The sequence below is a fragment of the Acetobacter fallax genome, assembly GCF_011516735.1.
GTDB lineage: Bacteria > Pseudomonadota > Alphaproteobacteria > Acetobacterales > Acetobacteraceae > Acetobacter > Acetobacter fallax.
Genome location: NZ_WOSX01000001.1, coordinates 290,037 through 312,828 on the forward strand (window position 1 = coordinate 290,037; position 22,792 = coordinate 312,828).

General features: G+C 61.3%; 19 protein-coding genes and 1 other RNA gene. 9 read left to right on the forward strand and 11 right to left on the reverse strand.

The genetic code is table 11. The features are described 5' to 3' along the window. Window positions 1-256 precede the first annotated feature (256 nt). The 5 genes from GOB85_RS01260 (at window position 257) to GOB85_RS01280 (ending at window position 5,017) form a co-directional block, all read left to right on the forward strand. A complete protein-coding gene (locus GOB85_RS01260; protein ID WP_242011197.1) occupies window positions 257-1,285 on the forward strand; it encodes an energy transducer TonB in 1,029 nt (342 codons plus the stop codon). Window positions 1,286-1,406: 121 nt separating this feature from the next. Then, on the forward strand, window positions 1,407-2,867 hold the full coding sequence (locus GOB85_RS01265) for an AMP nucleosidase (RefSeq protein ID WP_173575782.1): 1,461 nt from the start codon (window positions 1,407-1,409) through the stop codon (window positions 2,865-2,867). 50 nt (window positions 2,868-2,917) lie between these two features. After that, the gene (locus tag GOB85_RS01270) at window positions 2,918-3,337 is read left to right on the forward strand and encodes an acyl-CoA thioesterase (RefSeq protein ID WP_408737008.1); all 420 of its coding nucleotides are present in this window, start codon (window positions 2,918-2,920) and stop codon (window positions 3,335-3,337) included. Between the two features lie 176 nt (window positions 3,338-3,513). Next, the gene (locus GOB85_RS01275) at window positions 3,514-4,149 is read left to right on the forward strand and encodes a phosphoribosyltransferase family protein (RefSeq protein ID WP_173575783.1); all 636 of its coding nucleotides are present in this window, start codon (window positions 3,514-3,516) and stop codon (window positions 4,147-4,149) included. 61 nt (window positions 4,150-4,210) lie between these two features. Beyond that, complete coding sequence (locus GOB85_RS01280; RefSeq protein ID WP_173575784.1) at window positions 4,211-5,017, forward strand: hypothetical protein; 807 nt, start codon at window positions 4,211-4,213, stop codon at window positions 5,015-5,017. A gap of 18 nt (window positions 5,018-5,035) precedes the next feature. Here the strand turns inward: GOB85_RS01280 and GOB85_RS01285 are convergent, their stop codons facing one another. From GOB85_RS01285 to GOB85_RS01305, 5 genes are all read right to left on the reverse strand, one after another. Next, window positions 5,036-5,851 carry a YmdB family metallophosphoesterase gene (locus GOB85_RS01285; RefSeq protein WP_173575785.1) on the reverse strand — a complete coding sequence of 272 codons (816 nt, stop codon included), beginning with the start codon at window positions 5,849-5,851 and terminating at the stop codon, window positions 5,036-5,038. A 79-nt stretch (window positions 5,852-5,930) separates the two neighbouring features. Further along, complete coding sequence (locus GOB85_RS01290; RefSeq protein ID WP_173575786.1) at window positions 5,931-6,566, reverse strand: 5-formyltetrahydrofolate cyclo-ligase; 636 nt, start codon at window positions 6,564-6,566, stop codon at window positions 5,931-5,933. Then, window positions 6,553-6,709, reverse strand: a non-coding RNA gene (gene ssrS / locus GOB85_RS01295) — 6S RNA. The genes GOB85_RS01290 and ssrS overlap by 14 nt, the downstream gene beginning before the upstream one ends. 9 nt (window positions 6,710-6,718) lie before the next feature. Continuing rightward, window positions 6,719-7,057, reverse strand: coding sequence for a cell division protein ZapA (locus tag GOB85_RS01300; protein ID WP_173575787.1), 339 nt, complete (start codon window positions 7,055-7,057; stop codon window positions 6,719-6,721). Between the two features lie 2 nt (window positions 7,058-7,059). Beyond that, window positions 7,060-7,608: a hypothetical protein gene (locus GOB85_RS01305; protein WP_173575788.1), complete on the reverse strand. Its 549-nt coding sequence runs from the start codon at window positions 7,606-7,608 to the stop codon at window positions 7,060-7,062. Between the two features lie 69 nt (window positions 7,609-7,677). On the opposite strand from GOB85_RS01305, the gene GOB85_RS01310 reads away from it, so the two are divergent. Both GOB85_RS01310 and GOB85_RS01315 read left to right on the forward strand, forming a co-directional pair. Continuing rightward, a complete protein-coding gene (locus GOB85_RS01310) occupies window positions 7,678-8,193 on the forward strand; it encodes a hypothetical protein (RefSeq protein WP_173575789.1) in 516 nt (171 codons plus the stop codon). 191 nt (window positions 8,194-8,384) lie between these two features. Beyond that, window positions 8,385-9,038, forward strand: a complete 654-nt coding sequence (locus tag GOB85_RS01315) for a thiamine phosphate synthase (RefSeq protein ID WP_173575790.1) — start codon at window positions 8,385-8,387, stop codon at window positions 9,036-9,038. A gap of 256 nt (window positions 9,039-9,294) precedes the next feature. Here the strand turns inward: GOB85_RS01315 and GOB85_RS01320 are convergent, their stop codons facing one another. After that, window positions 9,295-10,800 carry an FAD-binding protein gene (locus GOB85_RS01320; protein WP_173575791.1) on the reverse strand — a complete coding sequence of 502 codons (1,506 nt, stop codon included), beginning with the start codon at window positions 10,798-10,800 and terminating at the stop codon, window positions 9,295-9,297. 210 nt (window positions 10,801-11,010) lie between these two features. Next, window positions 11,011-11,940 carry an NrtR DNA-binding winged helix domain-containing protein gene (locus tag GOB85_RS01325; protein ID WP_173575792.1) on the reverse strand — a complete coding sequence of 310 codons (930 nt, stop codon included), beginning with the start codon at window positions 11,938-11,940 and terminating at the stop codon, window positions 11,011-11,013. Window positions 11,941-12,395: 455 nt separating this feature from the next. Here GOB85_RS01325 and GOB85_RS01330 point away from each other — a divergent pair, with 455 nt between their 5' ends. Both GOB85_RS01330 and GOB85_RS01335 read left to right on the forward strand, forming a co-directional pair. Further along, window positions 12,396-13,094 carry a carbonic anhydrase gene (locus GOB85_RS01330; RefSeq protein WP_173575793.1) on the forward strand — a complete coding sequence of 233 codons (699 nt, stop codon included), beginning with the start codon at window positions 12,396-12,398 and terminating at the stop codon, window positions 13,092-13,094. Between the two features lie 43 nt (window positions 13,095-13,137). Beyond that, complete coding sequence (locus GOB85_RS01335; RefSeq protein ID WP_408737009.1) at window positions 13,138-13,980, forward strand: endonuclease/exonuclease/phosphatase family protein; 843 nt, start codon at window positions 13,138-13,140, stop codon at window positions 13,978-13,980. Window positions 13,981-14,332: 352 nt separating this feature from the next. On the opposite strand, the gene GOB85_RS01340 is transcribed toward GOB85_RS01335, so the two are convergent. From GOB85_RS01340 to GOB85_RS01355, 4 genes are all read right to left on the reverse strand, one after another. Continuing rightward, a complete protein-coding gene (locus GOB85_RS01340) occupies window positions 14,333-15,268 on the reverse strand; it encodes a transglutaminase family protein (RefSeq protein ID WP_173575794.1) in 936 nt (311 codons plus the stop codon). Next, entirely contained in the window at window positions 15,265-17,880 is a 2,616-nt protein-coding gene (locus tag GOB85_RS01345) for a circularly permuted type 2 ATP-grasp protein (RefSeq protein WP_173575795.1), read from the reverse strand. Before GOB85_RS01345 ends, GOB85_RS01340 begins: the two co-directional genes overlap by 4 nt. Before the next feature lie 108 nt (window positions 17,881-17,988). Next, window positions 17,989-19,095 carry a zinc-binding metallopeptidase family protein gene (locus GOB85_RS01350; protein ID WP_173575796.1) on the reverse strand — a complete coding sequence of 369 codons (1,107 nt, stop codon included), beginning with the start codon at window positions 19,093-19,095 and terminating at the stop codon, window positions 17,989-17,991. A 91-nt stretch (window positions 19,096-19,186) separates the two neighbouring features. Further along, on the reverse strand, window positions 19,187-22,594 hold the full coding sequence (locus GOB85_RS01355) for a transglutaminase family protein (RefSeq protein WP_173575797.1): 3,408 nt from the start codon (window positions 22,592-22,594) through the stop codon (window positions 19,187-19,189). Window positions 22,595-22,792: the final 198 nt, after the last annotated feature.

Genomic DNA, 22,792 nt, shown 5'->3' on the forward strand with positions numbered 1-22,792 from the left:
ACGTTCTGTCACCTCTCTGTCTTGCCTGGCAGGGTGGTCAGACTGCCGTGCCAGTGGCAGAATTGCGTGCCTGTATCTGGTGCCGGACTGGTGCCTGTTCTGTTTTCCCGGAGACTGACCCAACTCCATGACGGTGTCACAAAGGCCTCCTGCAGGGTCCGGGGAAAGGAAAGAACCGGTTATCGTTCCTTCATCGGGCATGGAACGGGTGTTTTCTGCCCGGACAGCGGCCAGGAAACCACCGGAGAGCGATCCGATGCGGCCTGGCCTGGGGCCGGCTCTGGTCGAGCGTGGACCGGGGGTGCGCCGTCTGCGTCCGGCGAAAACGCCGATGACGCCGCGTCAGGTTTTTGCTGATCCTGATCTGATTCCCGTCATTCTTCTGTCTCTTCTGCTTCACCTCGCCTTGCTGACGGTGGCCATTCTGCTTGCGGCTCATCATCGCCCCCGGGGGAATCCGCAATCTCCTGAAACCGGCTCGGTTGACATGATGTTCGTTACCCCGCCGGCGCAGAGCGGGATGAAGGGCGAGCGCTCTCCTGATCAGGCCGGTGGCACGGATTCGCCGAAATCATCGCAGAGCAGCAATGCCCAGCCGGAAGAGTCCGAGGCATCGGCGGGGGCTGCGAAGCCGACCACGGAGCCGCCTGCGGCGCCTCCGATTCCCGAGGCGCCGGCGGATGAGAACTATCCGAAACCGACCAATGAGACGGCTCCGGTCAATCCTGCATCGACCGATGCCGGTCAGGGCAGCAAGAAGGCGGCGAAGCAGACGGCCAGCCGGCAGTCAGTGAAGCATGAGCAGCACAGGCAGCGGGCGCCCTCCCCGTTCGATTCGCCGATGGATCTGTCCTTCGACCAGTCCTCCGCGCCGCGTCGTTCCCGGCGCGGACGATCTGGCGGTTCCGGCGGCCCGATTGATCTCTCGATCGGACCGATGATCCAGAACGGGCAGCTCAACGCGCCGTTTGCGACCCGGAGCACGACGAAAGGCGTCAGTGACGATTACAGCGCCGATGTGGACCGCTGGATCCGGCGGCACATGTATTATCCTGAGGAAGCGGCGCGAAACGGGGAGGAAGGGCCTTCTTCGGTTCATGTGGTGATTGATCGTCAGGGACGTGTGCGTTTTGTGCGGCTGACCAACCAGTCCGGGTCGTATGAACTCGACGCATCGACGACGGGCATGTTCCATGGGGCGCAGTTGCCGCCGGTTCCGCCTGATATTCCGGGGGACCACTTCGATCTGGATGTGACGATCAACTATATTCTGATCCGTCACTGAAGCTGACTGGTCTGCGATTACGGCGGCGGGACATTTTTTCCTGAACAGTCCTGAACGAAGGTCGCTCTGACGATCCGGACGTGTACGGTGCGGGATCGGCTGATTCGGAGGAAGCAGAACTATGAGTGATTCGGCTCGGATACTGGATTCTGTCGGGACTGATTTTGTCGCATTCCGCGATGCCACCGGGGCGGTGGCGCGGATCGAAGAGCTTTATGACGAAAGCGTCCGGCTCCTGCGCGAGGCTTTCCTGGGCAACGGCGCCGACGTGTCGGAACGGGCGGTTTATCCGTATCTTGCGTTTTTTGTCGCGCGGGGAGCGCCGCCCGAGACGCGGCCTCCGTTCGATATTGTGCTTGAGCCGGGGTTTTACGGAACGACGCTCACGCACCCGGAACTCTTTCGGGAGTACTGGTGTGAGCAGATCGACATTCTTCTGCGCCATTATGACCAGCCTGTTTATGTGGGGCGTTCGCTCCGGCCGATACCGCTGCCCTACGTCATTGAAGAGGCTGTCAGCGCGCTGACGGAAGCTGATCTGCGTCGTATTCAGCAGCGTTTCGCGCTGCCGGATCTGCATGCGACGGACGATTCGATTGCCAATTGTCAGAATATTCCGACGGACGGGCAGCCGCGTCCGCTTTCGCTGTTCACGGCGGAGCGCACCGATTATTCGCTGGCCCGGCTGCATCATTATACGGGGACGAGCCCGAAGCATTTCCAGCGGTTTATCCTGCTGACGAATTACCAGCGCTATGTGGATGCGTTTCGCGATTTCGGACGGACCGAGGTGGCGAAAGGCGAAGAATACTGCGCCTTTGTCGAGCCGGGGGACTGCGTCTGGACGGGGACGACGGGTGAGTGCGTTCCGGGTGGGCCGCCTGTCACCAGCCTGCCGCAGATGCCGGCCTATCATTTGCAGCGCCCGGATGGTGACGGGATTACGCTGGTGAATATTGGTGTTGGCCCTGCCAATGCGAAGACCATCACTGACCATATGGCTGTGCTTCGGCCGCATTGCTGGCTGATGGTGGGTCATTGTGCGGGATTACGGCGCACGCAGGTGCTTGGGGATTATGTTCTGGCGCATGGGTATGTCAGGCAGGATCATGTTCTTGATGATGATCTTCCGACCTGGGTTCCGGTTCCGCCGATCGCGGAGGTGCAGGTGGCGCTTCAGTCGGTGACGGCTGAGGTGACGGGTCTGAAGGATGCGGAGCTGAAGACGCGGCTCCGGACGGGCACGGTCATGACGACGGACAACCGGAACTGGGAGTTGCGTCTCAGGGAATTATTTACCGAGATCAACATGTCACGGGCGATTGCTGTTGATATGGAGTCGGCGACGATTGCGGCCAACGGATTCCGGTTCCGGGTTCCTTACGGGACGCTTCTTTGTGTGTCTGACAAACCTCTGCACGGAGAATTGAAGCTGCGCGGAATGGCCAATGCCTTCTACCGCGAACGGGTTAGCCAGCATCTGACGGTCGGGATTGAGACGATGCGGCTGTTGCGCAGACAGGGGGTTGCGAGGCTACATTCCCGCAAGCTGCGTGGTTTCGATGAGCCTCCGTTCCGGTAACGGGCGACTCGTCCTGGCTGTAAAAGAGCGTTACGCTCGTACCAAGGATCATTCCTGTGCCGACTTCTTCTTATCCACCAGAGGTCATTCCTACGATCCGTGTTGTCGCCATGCCTACGGATACCAATCCGGCCGGTGATGTCTTCGGGGGCTGGCTTGTTTCGCAGATGGATCTGGCCGCGGGCACGGCCGCGGCTTTCCGGGCGAAAGGGCGCTGTGTGACGGTTGCGATCGACAGCTTCATTTTCCACGAGCCTGTCGTGGTGGGTGATGAGGTGAGCATTTATACGAAGATCACGCAGACCGGGCAGTCTTCGATTGTCGTTCATGTGGAAACCTGGCGCAGGGCGCGGAACACCAATTACCGCCGAAAGGTGACGCAGGGGAAGTTCACCTTTGTCGCGCTTGATGAAGCCCGGAAGCCGCGCCATCTGCCGCCGGAAGACGGCTTTGACACGATCACGGAGTAGGCTGGTTCTGAGTAATCTCTGTTTGTGCCGCGGCGGTTTCCGGCCCTGTGGGTGACGGCCTTCTGCGTGCCGGAGGTTTTTCAAACCGGGACCGCTTTTTTGCGTTGAATGATCATGATGCCGTGCGTGTGACGTCGATTGTCCGGACGTTGTCTGGCTGACCAGAGAAGATAAAAATGAAGCAGAACGAACCACTCCGCGCTGTGACCTCGTGGGAGGTGGACGTTGCCGGTTATCCGCTCAGTCTGCCGATCACGCCTGTCTCACCGGACCGCGCTATTGCGCTGATGATGATTACCGATCTGGGCGTTTCGTTTGGCGATCATATCGGGGCGGCGCTCGCTGAGAGATTTCGTCCGCTGAAGCCGGAACTTGTCATTGGCACGGCGACGCTGGGCATTCCGGTCGCGATTGAGGTCACGCGTCATCTCGGGCTCGACAAATACGTCATCCTGCAGAAATCCCCCAAAAAGCATCTGGCGGATGCTCTGACGTATTCCCTGTCTTCCGTGACATCGCACGGCACTCAGGAACTGCGTCTGGACAAGGCGGCTTTGCCGATGCTGATGCGGCGGCGTGTGATTGTGGTGGATGATGTGATTGCCACGGGGTCGAGCCTTCTGGCGTCTCTGGTGCTGGCGCGTCAGGCTTCGGCTGAAGTCGTGGGGCTTGGTGCTGTTCTGACGGACGGGGAGGCCTGGCGTTCGACGCTGGGGAAAGATGCGGCGCTGGTGCAGGCGCTGGCGCATATTCCCCAGTTTCGCAATGCCGGGCCTGGGCGGTGGGAACCGATTGCGGAGAGTGGCGCGTAAATTAAGCGGATCGAAACCCGTCTGGCACAGGATGGCGCGAACAAATTAAGGCCTGATGTGCGTGAACGCTTTCACTTCCTCCCCCCACGTCTTCATTGCGACGCCGTGCTTCGGCGGTCTTGTCACGCAGAATTATATGCAGTCGATCATTGGCTGCATGGCGACGGCGCAGCAGTCCGGCATTGAGCTGACGCTTTCGATGATCGGGAATGACGCGCTTATCACGCGGTCCCGCAACACGTTACTGCATCAGTTCATGGCGCAGAGCTCTGCCTCCCATATTCTGTTTATCGACAGTGACATTGGTTTCGCGCCAGACGCCCTGCCCCGCATTGTGAATGCGGGCAAGGACCTGGTGGCCGGGCTTTATCCTCTTAAGGACCGCTACTGGGATGCGCTGACCGAGGCGCAGACCCGGCGCGGGGAAACACCGGCGACGGCTTCGCTCCGGTATGTCGGGGAGACTGAAGCCCTGCACGAGCAGCAGCATCCTGTCGGGACGGAAGGTGCGCTGGTGAAGGCGGCTTATGCGGGAACGGGGTTCATGCTCATCAGCAGGAACGCTGTTTCTCAGATGATTCAGGCCTATCCTGAGACGCGCTACAGCCGGATTGATGCGCCGGTCGGGCAGGATGAGTCTGCCCCGGTCGCTGAAACGGAGGCGTATGCGCTGTTTGACTGCATGATCGATCCGGAGACGAAGACGTATCTGAGTGAGGATTTTGCGTTCTGCCGCCGCTGGCGCGCCATTGGCGGTGAAGTCTGGCTTGATCCGTCACTTGTGCTGACTCATACCGGCTCATCGACCTTTGCGGGAGATCCTTCCGTTCGGGTGGGGATCATCAGGCCGGCACGGAGCGCGGCCTGAACGCGGCGGCAGGCTGTTTCAGAAGTCCGGTTTTGTCTGTGACAGAATGCCGCCCTGGCGCAACGGAGCGACTTTTCGGGTCAGGCCTGTTGCATCGTCTGTTTGAATCATCAGGCCGGCGATCGTCGCCTCGCCATCGGCGGGCTGAAGGCGCTCTCCTGGCATTTTGCGAATGAACCGGGCGATGGCGGTCTCTTTCTGCATGCCGATGACACTGTCGTAATCGCCGCACATTCCGGCATCGCTCTGAAAGGCCGTCCCTGCCGGCAGGATCCTGTGATCTGCTGTGGGGGTGTGGGTGTGGGTGCCGATCACCAGCGAGACTTTACCGTCCAGGGCGTGACCGAATGCCCATTTCTCGCTGCTGGCTTCTGCGTGCAGATCGACGACGGCGGCCTGCATGGTGACGCCCAGACGATGCCGTGACAGCAGTTCGAGTGTCAGGCGGAAGGGATCATCGAGAGGATCCATGAAGAGCCGCCCCATCACGTTGACGACGAGGGCGCGGCGGCCATCGGCGAGTGTGATGACCGTGCTTCCCTGTCCCGGGGTTGCGGGGGGGAAGTTGAGTGGTCGGATGACTGTTGCGAGGGCGTCGATTTCGCCGATCAGGTCGCGTCTGTCCCAGGCGTGGTTCCCAAGGGTGATGACATCGACGCCACACGCCATCAGGTCACGGGCGATGGCAGGCGACAGGCCAAATCCGTGGCTGGCGTTTTCCGCATTGGCGATGACGAGATCGAGGGCGAGAGTGCGTCTGAGGTCCGGGACGCGGGCGAGAACCGCGTCTCTGCCGGAGCGGCCAACAATGTCACCCAGAAACAGTATCCGCACGCTCTTCTCCCGTTTCTGCAAGGCTGTCCCGGTGCGGGTATAGTCGCGCTCCGCATAAAAGCCAAAAAACGGGTGATGCTCAGTCTGGTGTCGTCACGTCGTCCTGCCCTGGGTTTTTGCCCGCGGAGCAGTGGATAATCTCCCGTTCGGTGACGATGACGGGCAGGGCGATGTCGTGCGGGCCGGTGGGGATGGCCGTCTTTTCCTGCATGGATGAAGCGTAACCGACGGGCCTGGCGTGCGGGAGCGCGGCGAGCGTCCGGTCATAGTAGCCCCCACCATATCCGAGACGATAGCCACGGCGATCGAAGGCCAGCATTGGCACGAGCACGATGTCCGGGGTCATGACCGGCCCTTCGGGATGCTGTGTGCCGAAGCGGCCCGGCTGCATTGCGCAACCTGGCCGCCAGAGACGAAACGTGAGGGGGTGACCTTTTTTGGGTGTCTCGGGGAGCCCGATGATCAGGCCGTCCTGATGGAGGGCGTGACAGAGGGGTCGCAGGTCGATTTCATGTTCCAGCGGCCATGTGCAGGCGACGGAGCGGATTTTTCGGGTGTGGAGATGGGTGCGAAGCCAGTGGCAGACATCGGCGGATAATGCTGCATCCCGGGATCGCAGCGCTTTGCTGGCGTCGCGAAGAGCGCGTTTGGCGGCTGCGATGTCTGGCGGATCGTCGTGCATTCTGTGTTCAGGAGTGTTTTGCGGAGCCACCATGGCCGTTGGTCTATACAACCTCCAGGACCTGCTAGTGCAGGTGGGCGCCGGATACCATGACCACGATCACAGCAGCGCCAGCTCCCGAGGAAGTGCTTATCGGCCCAGGGGATGAAATTGCCTGACGAACCGGGCAGCTCCGCATCCCTAATCTAGTCGCGCTCAAGGGCATCCGCAATGGTTTCGGTGCGTTCAGCGAGCAAAGAAATCTGTTCCAGCAGATAGGCGTTGTCTTTTGTGGCCTGCTCTCCGGCGATGATGGCGTTATGTGTTTCCACCGGCAGTTTTTCAGCGGACACATCAGAGATCTCATCGGCCATCAGCAGCGCCGCGAGCACGAGCACCTTCGCTTCTCCGCTGAAGCCGAGATTGCGGACCCGGCTGACACGTTTTTCGACTTCCTGCGCCATGGCCAGCAGGTGCCGCTCTTCGCCACGCTCGCAGCCGATCGTATAGGCGTATCCGTTAATGCGAACTGTGACCTGCGGCATGTTCATCCCTCCCCGCCATATCGTTGCCCGGACTCATATCCTGAACTGTAGTTCGTATCATTCCAGGACGGCGACTGATGGTGGGAATCCATCGGGGGATTGTTCTGATAAGGGCCTTCCGTGAATGACGGGTCGCCGTTCTGGCCGGTCTGCGGATTATGGAATGGCTCTTCATACTGCTGAACAGGAAACTGTGCTGGCTCAAAGGTCTGTCCGCCGTTGTCTGAGGGCGGCATATACGCATCGGCGACCGGCTGGCCGTAAGCAGGGTTATGATCTGCCGGGGGCTCATGAACCGGCGCGGCGGCCACAGTCTCCCTGGTTTCCAGAACATCGTTAATCCGGGTCATCAGCAGATCGATACTCGCCAGAACCTCCTGCATATCCGGGCCAGGCGGCGGAACCGGGACTTCAGGTGGTGTTTCTGTTTTGCGACGATCGAGCGCAAAGGCGATCCGGTCGAGGGCTGTGCGAAGTCTGCTGACCGGATCTGCGGCAGCCGGAGAGCCGGCCATCGGGTCGTCGTGCCTGTCTTCGCCTCTGTCCGACACTTGTGCAGCCCTGTCTGTGTATTGAAATACCAATGTCACAGATCACCCGCACGGGATAGAACGTCAAGCATGATCCGCACACCATCTTCCGAAAAAGCAACTGAAAATGCTGCTGCGCCGCGTTGTGCTGTGTTTGTTATCGGCACGATTTCCGAAGCGCGGCGTGCTCTTGCCATTGGCCGCGAGCTTGCGGTGTGCCCTGTGCTGCTGTCTCCGCCGGATGCGGCATCGTTCATGGGCTCTCCCTGGTGGCTCGCCATGATGGATGCTGTGCGTCGGGAGTGTCTGGTTCCGGGCAGCGGGGCCGGCGGAAATTCCGGGCCTGATGAGTGCGGGCTGGCTGGTCCGGCTTTCATCGACATTCTGGATTGCGGCGCTCAGGCGGGGCGCGCGGCGTCGGCTCTGGCGCTGGGACAGTCCCGCATCGTTCTGCACCTGGAGTGTCCGCAATATCGGCAGGTTGCTGATCTGGCGGCTTCGCTGAATGCCGAAGTGATTGCGTGCCGTCCGGAGGCTTATGTTGTGACTGCTGACCTGACGGCTGAACGTCTGAGAGACTGTTTCAGACATTTCTCCGCTGAGTGAGAGTCTGTTTCAAAAGGCTCTGTTCGTGGTGCGTACTGATCTGTGATTTTTGGTGGTTTCAGGGCAAGGCGCTGCGAAGGTGGCGGAGCGGTCGTGTGGGCGGAGGGCGCGGAAAACATGCCTTACTCCGTGGCGTTCGTAGACAGGAAAACGCAGGCGGAGCATATGCGGTCGTCATGGGAGATAAGTTGATGGCCGCAGTGCAGAACGCAACGACAGATGACATCGCCGGGTGTGAGATTTATCTGGTTACACCGGCCATTTCAGATGCGGACGCCTTTCTGCCGTGTATCGGGCAGATATTGTCGGCAGTTCCGGTCGCGGCTGTCAGGCTTCGGCTCGAAGCGGGGGCGCCTGAGACTTTGATCCGCGCGATTGAAATACTTCGCCCTGCCATTCAGAATCAGGGTGTGGCTCTGATCCTTGACGGCTTGCCGGAGCTTGCAAGGCAGACGGGCTGCGATGGTGTTCATGTCGATGGGGCCGATGTTGCAGCGGCGCGCCGGTTGATTGGTGACAGCCTGCAACTCGGCGCCTTCTGTGGCACAAGTCGGGATCTTGGGATGCAGGCCGGGGAGAGTGGCGCTGACTACATCTCGTTCGGCCCGTTTCATGACACATGCGACGAGACCGATATGGCGTTGCTCCAGTGGTGGGCGGAAGTGATGGAACTGCCTGTGGTCGCGGAATGCGGCTCACCGGAGCAGATGCTGGAGAATACTGCCCTGCTCAGTCAGTTAACGCGGACGGCCGATTTTCTGGCGACTGGCATGACCGGCCAGACTCAGGACGGACAGCCTGACGCCCTGGCCGCGCTCCTGCGTGCGATCCGGGCCGCATCCTGATCCGGGGCGTGAGCCTTTTACCTTATATCAAACAGCATTAAAGACTAACTGCCGCGAGGGCTCTGCCCGCACCCGGAAGGGGTCGTCACGCGAAGGCGTGCTGCACGCGATGCCCCCTTCACTCCGATCTGTTGAGTAACGGGCCGGTTTTCGGATGTCCGTGACGTTTGGCAGGGAGCGGGGTGAAGCACCGGAGCTTTCTTCCCGCGTGTCAGCGTTAGCACGGACCGGAGTGGGGGCTTTTCCGTTCTGTCGTTCAGGCGTTGAGCGGGTTTATCTGCGTTACGCCATCGAGTGACCATGTGACCGGATGGTCTCTTCCGATCAGCCTGACGGCAGTACGCACTTCATCTGCCGTCAGCGAAACGCGCTTTGCCACGGTGTCTGCGGCGGGGAAATCGGAACGGAAATGCGCTCCACGACTTTCACGACGCCTCAGTGCCGACACAAGCATCATCTGGGCGATCAGCGCGACATCATCGTAATCAGCGAATCGTGAGATGCGCATGAGGGCATCGGTCAGCATGGTTTCGGTTCGCATCGGCGCCATTGCGGTTGACATGACTTTGCGCACTACCGGCAGCAGACCTCGTGGCAGCGACTGCTCAGGCCGGATGCCCGAAACGTCGCGAAACGGGGCAGGCATCCGGCCCGTGACGTTTTCTGCCACGAACCGGCTGCACACCACCGCTTCCAGTAATGGATTGCCGTCATACACCGACGCGCCGTGAAATCCGGTGCTGGCCACTTCTCCGCAGGCCCACAGGCCGGGAAGCGAGGTTCTGCCGCTGGCATCCGTCCTGATCCCGCCCATATGGAATGCCGGTGCGGGCCGGACGGGCAATGCCTGTGTGGCGGGATCGATCCCGCGTGCGTGACACACGGAGAGGAATGATTTCAGGATGCTGCCGTCCTTTTTTTCATCCGACGCCACAATTTTTCGCAGATCGAGAAAGACCGCGTGTCCCTCGGTTTTCCGTGCGAAAATGGCGCGTGCCACATAGGCCGGATCGCTGATATCGCCTTCGAGTTTTTGCCCCTGTTCATCGAGGAGCATTGCATCGGGTCCGTAGAGGCCGAACGGAATCGCAAGCCCGGAACCGGGTGTATCTCCGAGTGAGAGCGCGAACGGATGGAAATGGACGAATTCGAGATCGGAGAGCACGACGCCCGCCCTGGCGGCGACGGCCAGTCCGCTTCCAGCTGCTGTTCGGGGGCCGAGACCGTCGCTGTAAAGCCCGCATGTTCCGCCTGACGCGAGGATGACAGCGTCTGAATCGAGTGTCACAGACCGTTCGCCGGCGTTCAGCGCGATCCCGCGCACGTGTCCATCAACGACGATCAGGCGCCGTACGGCTGTCGGTGCGATAATCGTGACGTTGGGGCGGGCATGGACCGCTGCGAGAAGGGCGGCATGCAGAGCGAAGCCCGAATCATGAGATCCGGCCTTTATGGTGATGCCAAACTGGCCGAGCGTATCGACCACACTGGCCATAGCTCCGGTGATGCGCTGGACTGTCTCAAGACTGGCGAGGCCGTCGGCTCTCTCCAGAGTGTGCCTGGCGCGGTCAGCAGGTGTATCGTCGGCTCCGAGGGCGGCGGCGACGCCATAGGGCAACGCCCCGACACCGGGAGGCTCGGCGCAGGACACCAGGACGCAGGGTTTGTCGCCAAAATGGAGAGCGGTCATCAGCCCTGCCACGCCGGCTCCGACGATGACGGGCAAACCGCGCAGAGTATGAAGGTCAATTCTGGCGGCCATTGGTGCATCCTTTTCAGCGAACGAAACGCCGGTGCCATTGAGGTCGGCCAGGATGCACAGTCTTCTTCCCTATCCGACGGGATGATCAGTCGGGCATCGGAAGAGTCACGCAGTCCCGGGCAGTCTCTCCGGCGGCGTTCACATCGGAGTTCAGTCGCAGAGAAAGATCAGCAAACGGTTACCGGCAGCGGATTTCGGGGGTTCAGGGGTTCAGTCATCATTTTCGGTCCTCGGCGCTGAACGCTGTATCCCGTCGGGTTTTTCGGGTCCGGTTACCACGGGGCTCAGGAGCGTTTCGATTGTTTCGTAGCGGGCCAGATCGCCGGCCAGGGGCAGGACGAGCGGCACGCTCTGCATTGATCGCGCCACGGCGACATCGATTTTAAATCGAAACAGTTTGGCCGGTCGCCCGACGATTTCATCGCTGTGGCCGCCGGTGTCTTCGAGAAATCCGCAGTTTATTGCGTTACGGCGGAACACCTGTTTATCGAGCACCTGCCCCAGCACGCCTTCAGCGGCGGCCTGAAACTGTGGGATGGTGAAGCGATCGGGCATCAGTTCCACTGGCAACGACAAGGACTTCAGGGGGCGTCGCAGGTGACACAGGGTACTTGCGAGCCAGCCCCGGAAGGGTCTTCCCAGAGATCCGTCTCCGGAAGCGGCTCCGTCTGTTTCCGGCAATCCGGCCTGATCAAGGACTGTCCATCGCTCGGTGGCCAGTTCCGGGCGCCAGGACCAGCCTTCGCCTGAAAAGAGAACGCCGAGGCGGCGGCGATGCAGCAGTTGTTCCGGCGTCAGACCTGAAGCCGTTGCACTTTGTAACGAATCATTCACCAGTTGCGCCGCCAGATCGGAGATGCGTTCCACGTCAGCCTCTGACCGCCGATCCTCCCAGGGCATGATATCGTAACAGGAAACCCATCCGGGTTCACCGGAGCCCATGCGCGTCGTGACGAGGTACGGTATTTCGATCATCCGGCCGCCGCCTTCCGTCTGCGTGACGCGAACCGGCAACTGTTCGGCGCAGGCCGTGGGGAAGCGTTGCTTTCTGACGAGAAGTGCTTCCAGTGTTGCCCGGATGTTCCCTTCTCCGGTCTTTTCAAGCACTGCGTTTGGCAGACCGCCGTGTGTGTCTGTCATAACGTGCGGTTCTCCGGCGCTGAGAGCAATGGGAACGGCAATGATGATGATCCGGTCTCCCTCCCGCATTATGGACGGATCATCGCGACTATGCCTTCGGGCCACCTTATCTCTGGGCAATAATGCCTGTGGGACGCGGCGCCTGATGCCCGACGCCTCCATTTACTCTCACTGTACCGCCCGTGCGACGGTCCCGGCTTCTCTTTGTGCGGCCACGGTCAGCTACAACGTATTATTACCCGGGTCTTTCCGGACACGTGAAAACATTGCGACATAGCGTGGCAGGACAAGCAGAACTGTCATCTCAACGCAATGATCGGTGATCCGGACATGTCCCTGGATTTCGCTACTGTGACGATTTCTGTTTCATGGAACCATCGATAAAGGCGGGCATTCTTGTTAGCGCGATGCCATGTTATTGTCTGACGTGTTGCGCGCCTTACCGGAGAAACAGAATGGCAAATGAAACCGCCAGAGACAGACTGATTGCCCTTCTGCGTGGCGTTGAGTATTTTAATACGCATGTCTTTCCGGAGAAGCAGGAGCTTTTCAAAGGACTGGCGGAAAGCCAGGCGCCGAGCACTCTTTTTATTGCGTGCGCCGACAGCCGCGTCAGCCCGGGGCTGATCACTCAGACTGACCCTGGCAACCTGTTTATTCTGCGCAACATCGGCAACATCGTTCCGGCTTATGGGGAAATGCTGGGCGGTGTGTCTTCTGCGATTGAATACGCGGTTCTCGCGCTCGGTGTTTCCAGCATTATTGTCTGTGGTCATTCAAACTGCGGCGCGATGACGGCTCTGCTTGACCCTGATCCCGGCAAGCTGGCGAAAATGCCGACTGTGAAATCATGGTTGCGCAATGCTGAAGCGGCGCTGGCCGTGACTGCGGCTCTGGTGAGTGAGGATGCCGGGCCTGCAACTGTCCGTTGCCTGGCCGAGCAGAACGTGTTGTTGCAGATTTCGCATCTTCGGACGCATCCTTCCGTCGCGGCGGCCCTTGCACGCCGGCAACTGATCCTGCAGGGCTGGTTCTATGATATCGGCACAGGCGAGGTTCTGGTTCTTGATGAGGACTCCCGCAAGACGATTTCTATCGAGGACGCGATATCGCGCCTTGAGACAAAGCCTGTTCCGGCCGAACCGGTGGGTTGAGAAGGGGTCGGCGGGAGGTATTTTCGCCGGTCAGTTCTTTTGCCTGACCATACTGCTGCTGGCATGTCTGCCAGCCTGCGCGTCTGGTTCTTCACTGAAGCTTGCGACATGGAATCTCGGCTGGCTGACATCACGGCCTGCCGGTGATTCTGCGTTACCGGAAGGAATTTACCGGCGCAATGAGGCGGATATTGCCCGCCTTGCCAGCTATGCCGATCATCTGGATGCCGATGTTATCGGGTTTCAGGAGGTTGATGGCGCGCCGATTGCCGCTCGGATATTCCGGCCGCCGAAATACAGAATCATCATGTCCGGGGACCATGTGGTGCAGCAGGTCGGGGTTGCCATCCGAGGTTCGCTGAGCGTGACCCGGAATCCGGATCTGACGGCCCTGAATGTTTATCCTCCCGATGCGCCTCATGCCTTACGCAGCGGGCTCGACATCACGATAAGCGATGGCAGGGCCTCTCTGCGGCTGCTTGTGGTTCATCTCAAGACGGGGTGCTGGGACAATCCGTGGGCGGAACGGCAGCATGCCTGTCCGACGCTCAGGAGCCAGTTTTCCGTTCTCGACAACTGGGCGCTGGAGCGCAACGACTCAGAGGAAGCTTTTGCGATTCTTGGTGATTTCAATCGCCGCATGACGCCGGCTGATCCGTTTTTTCTTTTTCTGAAGCAGGATGCTCCGCTGACCCTGACCACTGCCGGGCGGGCCAGTCCCTGCTGGGGGGGCGAGTATTTTATCGACCATATCGTTCTGGGAGGGAAAGCGCGGGACTGGCTCAGACCGGACAGTCTGCGTGTCACGACCTATCATGATCCGGGCGTCACGCCGGCGCAGCTTTCAGATCACTGTCCGGTCTCGGTGCGGCTTGCTTTCCCCTGAGGGCTCTGCTGGCGTTACGTGCCGGTGTTTTTCTCAGGGCTCTGGTAGCGTTGCGTGCAGAAGATCGGGCTCTGCCCGCACCCGGAAGAGACCGTCACGCGAAGGCGTGCCGCGCACGACGGCCCCTGCACCCCGATTGATGAATAATAAAATGGTTTCCAAAGGTCTGTGACCTTTGGTGGGTTCCAGGGCAAAGCCCTGGGAAGGAGCCAGCACTTAATGACAACAGAGCCTCTGGAAGCTCCGGCCTGGTGATCAGCAGATCGGGGTAAAGGGGTCTGCCCTTTTCCGGGGCCGGGGAAAGTCCGGCTTCCGCCAGCCATTAACGACAGCGGGGCCTTTCAGACGGGCATCATGCGGAGATGTCGGCGTCCGGGCGGGAGGGAGCAGCTCCGAGGGCCTGCAGCGCGGGATCACGATCCCATTCATCGGCCGGAACCAGATCCACGCCGACCCGGAGGGAGTCGCCTCCGCCGCCGAGGATCAGGCCTCTGACCGGGCTGATATCTGCGTAATCCCGACCCCATCCCAGTACGACATGCTCATCCCGCGCCACGATTCCGTTTGTGGGATCGAGACCGATCCAGCCGTGATCCGGTCCGAGCCAGGCGCCGACCCAGGCGTGCGACACGTCTGCGCCGAGACGTCTTTTCTGACCGGGCAAAGGCCGGGTCCGGATATAACCGGAGGTGTAACGCGCCGGCAGGCCGAGCCAGCGCAGGCCACTCAGTATCAGATGGGTGAAGTCCTGACAGACGCCTTCTTTGCGTGCGAGGATCTCATCGGCGGTTGTGCGGAAGGACGTGACACCGGAGCGAAAGCGAAACTCTCTGAAGACCCGAAGATTGAGGTCCATCAATCCCTCGATGACCGGGCGGCCTGCAGGGAAGGATTGCGCGACCCAGGCGCCCACGGCTGGCGATGTTGCGCACATCGCTCCGTCGAACAGATATTGCGATACGTCGGGGTCCTGCATCGCCAGAGTGGCCACGACTTCCCAGGGGAGCGATTTTTCCGCGGGCGGCGGCAGATCGAACAGGACTTCGACCTCGGATGTCGCCACGATATCGAAGCGGCTGTGCGGGGCTTCGTGGAACAGCCAGAAGATCCGGTTCCCGAAATGATCGACGCCTTCCCGACGGCGGACGGGCAGCGGATCGCAGTCGAGACGTGTCCATATGACCCGCTGGCCGGGAAAATCACGGGGCGTCACATGGAGAACGTGCGAGGCCAGTTCTACCGGGCGCCCATAGGTGTAGGACGTCGCGTGGCGGACACGATAAATCATGCTTCGGCCTCATCGAGGCTTCCGTCTTCTGAGATTCCGACGAGCCGGGGCGAGTTGAGCACGGAGAAGTAGCAGCGGCCGATTTCCCCGGACAGCAGCATGACGGAGGCCTGTGCCTGACGCAGGGCCTCGGGCAGGATTGCGGCAGCCCGATCCTGATCCGGGTCTTTCATCACGGACGATACCAGGCAGGAGAGCATCTCCAGCAGGTCACTGGCGGCGGAGGCCAGTTCCGCGGAGGCGGCGCGCTGCGCGGAGGGGGCTGTGCTTTCGTCTTCCGATGCCAGTTCGGCGAGAGAGTCGCGAAGGGCTGTCAGCTGAAATCCGGCGCCGCGCGGGTTGTCATCGTCCAGCAGGAGCAGATCCAGGACGGGTGCGGGCTGCACGACGCCGAAATAGCGGGACCGGTAGGTGATCACGCTGTCGCAGAGTTCCAGCATGAGGCGGAGCGCGCCTTCCATCCGGCCACGCTGGTGAACGTCCGGCTGCTCCAGTATCCCCGCGCAGCTCAGCAGGACGGCAGATGCCCGTTCAATGCGCCGTCCGAGATCCATGAACTGGCGGCCACCGGAACGGACCATGTTTTCCGCCGCGAGGCCTGACAGGGTGGCGCCGTAAGCCAGGAGGCGGCCTGTGATGTCGGTCAGGAAGTCCCGGATCTGACCCGGATCTCCGCGCGAGGGCCGGGTTTCCATGGCGCGCAGGATCGCATGCGCCTGATGTGTGATGAAATCGCGCATTTCACGTGTGAGGCGGTCGGTCAGTTCCGGCACCAGGCGAATGATTTTACGCAGCAGAAGAGCGAACAGCCCGTCCTTGCTGGTCGCTGAGGAAAGTTCCCTGATCATGCCGGCCACGGCGTAACCGGAGAGGGCTGTCTCGCCGGCGAGGCCGGCGACCCGCATCTGACGCATCAGCACATCGAGATCGGCCCGCTCGCGGGGTGAAGGATCGGGGCCTGAAAGATGGGCCAGGACGACGTGCAGCAGTCTGGCGGCTCCCTCGAGCTGTTCGAGATAACGGCCGAGCCAGAAAAAATCGTCTGCGGCGCGGCTTGGCAGATCTCCCTGGGAGCGACGAATCGGCAATGGGCGTGCATGCGGCACCGGATGTTCACGAGGGGCAAAACGTTCATCGGTTGTTACCCACACATCCTTCGTGACCTGGGGGCCGGAAACCGGCTCGATGGTGACGGCGTCGTCGTCGGCGAAAACACGTCCCAGGCCGCCTGGAAGCACGCTCCAGTTCGAACCGTCATGCGCTGCGAAAAGACGGAGCACCACCGGTCGCGGAACGATCCCGGTTTCCGCGACGGTCGGAGCCACTGATCCATGGGGAGCGCGACAGGCGACATAACGCCAGGGCGCGGCGCGGACTTTGCTCTGAAACGCCATGCGCCGGGCCGCATCCAGACCGGCGAGCCGGGTCACGGATGTATTGAGATCGAGCGCCGAGGCAACAACCCAGCCTGCGCCGTTCTCTCCGGAACTTTCCGGCGGGAACAGGGTTTCGTTCAGAAACGCCTGTCCCAGATCGTCACCGAGCCAGATCGTTTCAAGGTTGCCGAGCAGCAGATCTTCGCCCAGCAGATGACGGGAAAGAGGGGCCAGGAACGGCATGAGTCCGGGCGCTTCGACAAATCCGACACGCGGATCGTTCATCAGGCGGACCGAGCCCGCCCGGGCGGCATCGAGCAGACCGGCAATTCCGGCGGTTCCCTGTCCTTCGAGTTCAAGAGGATCAACCGTATCGGCATTCTGCCGGATCAGGAGGACATCGACGCGGCGCAGGCCGCGCACGGTCTTGAGCCACAGCTCCCCTTCCCTGACGGTGAGATCTCCGGCTTCGGCCAGGACGCAGCCGAGTTCGCGGGCGAGAATGACATGCTCGCCCCAGTGGGGCCCGGCGGGGCCTGGAGTCAGCAGGGCCAGGCCTGGATTTGAGGCGCCGGTCAGGCCGTCATTCTGGAGGGATTCCTGCCAGAGTTCGAGAAACGGTGTCAGCCGGCGCAGATCCTGTCCGGCGAAAAGTTCCGGGAAGAGACGTGTCATCTGGCGGCGGTTTTCCAGTGCCAGGCCGGCGCCGTTGGCACGGGAGGCACGATCGGCCAGCACGCTCCACTGCCCGTCCAGGCCTCTCACCAGATCGACCGCGTAAAATGACAGAAACCGGTCTGGCAGCGGTGAGCTGCCGTCGGGAGTGCCTCCGCGCAGGAATCCATGATTGGCCCAGACGAGGGCGGAGGGCAGCAGCCGTTCATCGAGGATGGTCCGCTTCCCGTAGATGTCCTTCAGAATGGCTTCAAGAAGCTGCGCGCGCTGGATCACGCCGGCTTCCAGAGCGGCGAATTCATCAGCGGGAAGGATCAGTGGAATCGGGTCGCAGAGAACGCCGGGCGGATCATCCGCGCCAGGCTGGCGGTGAGTTGACTGTATATCGATGGCGGGAACCGGCATTCCTGTCTGATCGGACAGGGCCAGAGCGATATGCTGCCGGCGCGCCAGCAGTTCTTTGTGACCAATATCCGAGATGACGCCAAGCAGCCGGCGCCAGTGCGGACGCACACCACCCCGGCCATCGACCATCTCATCAACTGGTATCGTACCTGTCATGCGTGCCGTTCTAAGGGGTTGCCAGCGACGCGCGCAATCCTGACTTTTTATTCAGCTTTTTGAAAGCGTCCGCGGAGGGGAGAGTGCCTGTCCCCTCCGCGGGAATTGCTATGAAAGCGGCAGGTTATGAACCAGCTTGTGAATGAAATGCAGCTTACTCGCGATCGTTGGTGTGATGACAAACGGGTAGAGGTCTGGCTGCCCCATCGATCTGTTGAGCGAATTGACGGCCAGTGTCAGAGGTAACCAGGCCTGAATGATCTGGTCAAACGCAGCCGACCCGTATGGATCGAAATCGAAATGCCGCGTCAGGCTGTCATCCTGGACAATGACGGGATCGACGGCAACTCCATAGGCAACGGCTGTCTCCAGCGTGTCAACGATATGCAGATAATGCGCCCATGTTTCCGCGAAATCCTCCCAGGGGTGGGTGGTCGCGTAGGCGCTGACATAGTCTTCGGTCCATCCGGCGGGGGGGCCGTTCTGATAATGTGTTTGCAGGGCGGTGCCGTAATCCAGGGAATCATCGCCGAAAACGGCCCGGCAGGCCTCTGTATTGCCGGCGTTTCTGACCAGGATATTCCAGTAATAATGGCCGACCTCATGCCGGAAATGCCCGAGCAGCGTCCGGTAATGCTCGCCCATTTCGACACGCATTTTTTCGCGCTCCGCATCGTCTGCCTCGCGCAACGCTATGGTGATCACCCCCTCATCATGACCGGTCATGATTTTTTGTGACTGGTCACCATCCGGCGGATCGTCGGGGAAGTTGAAAACGAGGCCTCCGGTCGGGTCTTCGGCGCGGGTTTTCATGGGAAGGTTCAGTCTGAGCAGACTGTAGAACAGCCGGTGTTTGGCCTGTTCGAGCTGCCGCCAGCGCTCCAGGTTTCCGTCTTTTGTCAGATCGGGAATGACGTGATTATAGCGGCAGGCGACGCAGAACGCGTCTTCGCCGCCTTCTGGCAACAGCCAGTTGCACACGTCGTATTCCGCGTTGGAACAGAAAAAACGCGGTGCGTGGCTTTCAGCGACGACCGGCAGCCAGTCGCCGGTCGCAGGACCGCTGGCCGGAGCGGCCGGGTCATCGCCGCCCGCATCGAGGGCCAGCATATCAATGGCTTCGCTGGCAAATCCCAGCCGCCTTGAACAGCAACCGCAGAACGTATTTTCAAAGAACACAATCTGTCTGCATCCCTGACAGACGAAAAGTTTCATAGTCGATCCGCTCCAGCTTCTTTGCCCGTTATCGGGCCTGTTAACGCGCCGGACAGGTTCACCGTTCCTTCTGCCTTTGATCTGCTCCGGTTCAGAACCGGCGCAGATCGAGCGTGCGGGGCTGTTCCAGCGACCGTTCGAGGCGGGGTGCCGGCATGGCGCCGGGGGTGTGGCCGATCGGGAAGAAGCGGATTCGGCGGCGGGCTTCGGCCTCGCTGGCGTTGACGGGGCGGGTTTCGTAATTGCGGCCGCCGGGGTGGACGACATGGTAGGTCAGGCCGCCGATGCTGCGGCCTGACCAGGTGTCGTAGATATCGAACACCAGCGGGGTTTCGACCCCGATGGTCGGGTGCAGGGCGCTTGGGGGATTCCAGGCTTTGAAGCGGACGCCGCCAACATACTCACCCTGTCGTTCCGTCCGGCTCAGGGGGACTCCGACGCCGTTGCAGGAGAGGATGTAGCGTTCATCGACCCAGCCGGTAACGAGGGCCTGGACGCGTTCGACGGAGCTGTCGACATAGCGGGCGGTGCCACCTGCCGCCGGTTCTTCGGCGAGGGTGTTCCAGGGTTCGAGGGCGGTGCGGAGTTCGAGCGTCATGCCGAGTTCGGAGATGGCGCCGATTTCCGGGAAACGGAATGCGAAGTGCGGCAGGAACCAGTCCGCGTCGAGGGGCGCGCCGAACTGGGAGAGTTCGGCGATGGCGTCGCGGAAATCCTGTTCGACGTAATGCGGGAGCATGAAATCATCATGCAGGCGTGTGCCCCATCGGACCAGGCGGCGCTCGTAGGGGGTTTTCCAGAAGGCGGCGACGCAGGCGCGCATCAGGAGCGCCTGGGCGGCGGCCATGCGGTGATGCGGCGGCATCTCGAAGGCGCGGTATTCCACGAGACCGAGCCGGCCTGAGCTGCTTTCCGGGGCGTAGAGTTTGTCGATGCAGAACTCGGTTCTGTGGGTGTTGCCCGTCATGTCCGCGAACAGATTGCGGAACAGGCGGTCGGTCAGCCAGGGGGGTGTGAACTGCTGCCGGCTGATCTGACGGAATGCGATTTCGAGTTCGTAGAGTGAGTCCTGTCTGGCTTCGTCGATACGCGGGTGCTGCGAACTGGGGCCGATAAACAGGCCGCTGAACAGGTACGACAGCGACGGGTGGTTATGCCAGAAGCTGGCAAGTGAACGGAGCAGATCCGGGCGACGCAGGAACGGGCTGTCCTCCGCTCTTGCCGCGCCCATGACGACGTGATTGCCGCCGCCGGTTCCGACATGGCGCCCGTCGAGCATGAATTTTTCGGCGGTGAGGCCGACGCCGCGGGCTTCGTCATAGAGCTGGCGGCTGCGGGTTTCGTGCTCATCCCAGCTTGCGGCGGGGTGGACGTTGACTTCGATGACGCCGGGATCGGGCGTGACGGAAAAGGAGAGCAGGCGCGGATCGCGGGGCGGGGCATATCCTTCGAGCACGATTTTCCGGCCGAACTCGGTGGCTGTTGCCTCGACTGCGGCGCAGAGATCCAGCCAGTCTTCGACGGCGGTGAGCGGCGGGCAGAAGATATGCAGAATCCCGTTACGCGCCTCGACTGTGAGGGCAGTCCGCACTTCAGCCGGCTCCTCGCGGCCGATAGCGAGCAGATGTTCGTCAAAGGCCTGCTCTGTCGTGAGGCGCCACGGTTTACGGACCGGATAGGGCGGAAGGGCCGGAAGATCCGAGAGCTGCGCGCCGGGGCCTTCGGGAGAACGGGCTGACCGGCTGATCAGATCCGGCACGGAAGCACCGTAGGCTGTGCCGGTGCGCCGCACGAAAGACGGATGAGGCGGGAGCGGATATTTCGGCGCGAACGGATCGGCCTCGACCTGCGGCTCAATATGCCCGGTTTCTGCCCAGGGAAGGCTTTGCAGTGGCAGACGGAAGCCGATCGAGGAATCGCCGGGGACGAGGAAAATGGTATCGCCACGCAGGAACCAGCGTCCGGACTGCCAGCGTCGCACGCCGTCCCGGAGCACGACGCGAAGTGGCAGGACCGAGCCTGATTCGCGGGACAGGCCGCGTTCGAAAACGCGGGCCAGGCGGTCGCGCTCCAGCGGGTCATCGAGCTTCGAGTCTTCGGCCAGCACATTGGCCGGCAGGCGATGTTCACGCCACAGATAGTAATGGATGTCTTCGTAGGCCGGCGTGACCAGTTCCGGGTCTACCTGCAATTTTTCGGCGAGCGACCGGGCGAAACGGCGGGCATCGTGCTCGGTTGCGTTATCCTTGTCGTCATCGGATGCCAGCAGCGAACGATCGAGCCACACCGGTTCGCCGTCGACCCGCCAGTAGCAGGTGAGCGCCCAGCGCGGCAGCTGTTCGCCGGGGTAATGTTTACCGAACAGCGTCATGTAAGCGGAGCCTGGCGACCAGAGCGGCATCAGGCGGTTCAGAAGACGTCCGGCACAGGCGCGTTTGGTCGGGCCGAGGGCTTCGATATTCCACTCGGGCGCATCCATGTCGTCCGCGGCGATGAAGGTTGGTTCGCCGCCCATGGTCAGGCGGACATCACCGGCGTTCAGCTGCGCGTCGACTTTTTCTCCGGCTGCCAGGATCGCCTGCCAGGTGGTGTCGTCGTACGGTTTTGTCGTGCGGGGCGATTCGGCGATGCGTTCGACCTGCATGACGAACGAAAATTTCGTTTCGCAGGCTTCGACGCCGCCGGAAATCGGCGCCGCGGAACTCGGTTCGGGGGTTGCCGCGAGGGGAATGTGCCCTTCGCCGGCCAGCATGCCGGATGTTGCATCGAGGCCGATCCAGCCGGCGCCGGGCAGGTAGACTTCGGCCCAGGCGTGCAGATCCGTGAAATCCGTCTCTGGTCCCGCCGGGCCATCGACCGGTTTTTCATCGGCTGCGAGCTGGATCAGGTAACCGGAGACAAAACGTGCGGCATATCCGAGGTGGCGGAGGAGCTGCACCAGCAGCCAGGCGCTGTCGCGGCAGGAGCCTTTTCCTTCGGACAGTGTTTTCTCGGGCTCCCAGACGCCGGGTTCCAGCCGCACGATGTAGCTGATGCGCTTCAGGACGGCCTGATTGAGCGCGACCAGCATATCGACGGTGCGCTGTTCCGTGAGGGGGATTTCGTCGAGAAATGCCGACAGCAGCGGCCCGGGTTCTTCGAGCCGGCGGTAGGGCGCGAGTTCCTGGTCCAGAACCTGATCGTAGGTGAAGGGCCAGGATTCGGCCTGCGGTTCGAGAAAGAAATCGAACGGGTTGCTCGCTGCCATGTCGGCGACGAGGTCGACGGTGACATGGAAGTGGTTGACGCGTTCCGGGAAGACGACCCGTGCCTGCCAGTTTCCTGACGGGTCCTGCATCCAGTTGATGAAATGCGGCTCGGGTTCGATTCTCAGGGCGTAGGAGAGCACATTGGTGCGGGCATGGGCTGCCGGTCGCAGCCTTATGATCTGAGGTCCGAGAACGACCGGGCGGTCATAATCATAGGTGGTCTTGTGTGTCAGAGCGACATTGAGTGTCATCTGTCATCTTTCCAGCGCGAACGTTGTGCGATTTAAGCCCACCAGGCGCGAGGCTGACAGGCCTAATTCGTTGCGGTCTCAAAAAAATTATCTGGCGGAGACTGTTTCAGAAGTGTCTCCGCTGAGAGAAAACGTCCCTTAAAGGGTGCTGTCGGCGTATGTTCTGAGCACCGGACGGAGCGGCCACGGGCGGGCCTG

Excerpts from the sequence above, each read along its gene's own strand:
- GOB85_RS01355 (WP_173575797.1), bottom strand. The coding sequence starts at position 22,594 with ATGACACTCAATGTCGCTCTGACACACAAGACCACCTATGATTATGAC.
- GOB85_RS01345 (WP_173575795.1), bottom strand. The coding sequence starts at position 17,880 with ATGACAGGTACGATACCAGTTGATGAGATGGTCGATGGCCGGGGTGGT.
- GOB85_RS01315 (WP_173575790.1), top strand. The coding sequence starts at position 8,385 with ATGGCCGCAGTGCAGAACGCAACGACAGATGACATCGCCGGGTGTGAG.
- GOB85_RS01310 (WP_173575789.1), top strand. The coding sequence starts at position 7,678 with ATGATCCGCACACCATCTTCCGAAAAAGCAACTGAAAATGCTGCTGCG.
- GOB85_RS01275 (WP_173575783.1), top strand. The coding sequence starts at position 3,514 with ATGAAGCAGAACGAACCACTCCGCGCTGTGACCTCGTGGGAGGTGGAC.
- GOB85_RS01330 (WP_173575793.1), top strand. The coding sequence starts at position 12,396 with ATGGCAAATGAAACCGCCAGAGACAGACTGATTGCCCTTCTGCGTGGC.
- GOB85_RS01320 (WP_173575791.1), bottom strand. The coding sequence starts at position 10,800 with ATGGCCGCCAGAATTGACCTTCATACTCTGCGCGGTTTGCCCGTCATC.
- GOB85_RS01260 (WP_242011197.1), top strand. The coding sequence starts at position 257 with ATGCGGCCTGGCCTGGGGCCGGCTCTGGTCGAGCGTGGACCGGGGGTG.
- GOB85_RS01340 (WP_173575794.1), bottom strand. The coding sequence starts at position 15,268 with ATGATTTATCGTGTCCGCCACGCGACGTCCTACACCTATGGGCGCCCG.
- GOB85_RS01325 (WP_173575792.1), bottom strand. The coding sequence starts at position 11,940 with ATGACAGACACACACGGCGGTCTGCCAAACGCAGTGCTTGAAAAGACC.
- GOB85_RS01350 (WP_173575796.1), bottom strand. The coding sequence starts at position 19,095 with ATGAAACTTTTCGTCTGTCAGGGATGCAGACAGATTGTGTTCTTTGAA.
- GOB85_RS01265 (WP_173575782.1), top strand. The coding sequence starts at position 1,407 with ATGAGTGATTCGGCTCGGATACTGGATTCTGTCGGGACTGATTTTGTC.
- GOB85_RS01290 (WP_173575786.1), bottom strand. The coding sequence starts at position 6,566 with ATGGTGGCTCCGCAAAACACTCCTGAACACAGAATGCACGACGATCCG.
- GOB85_RS01300 (WP_173575787.1), bottom strand. The coding sequence starts at position 7,057 with ATGCCGCAGGTCACAGTTCGCATTAACGGATACGCCTATACGATCGGC.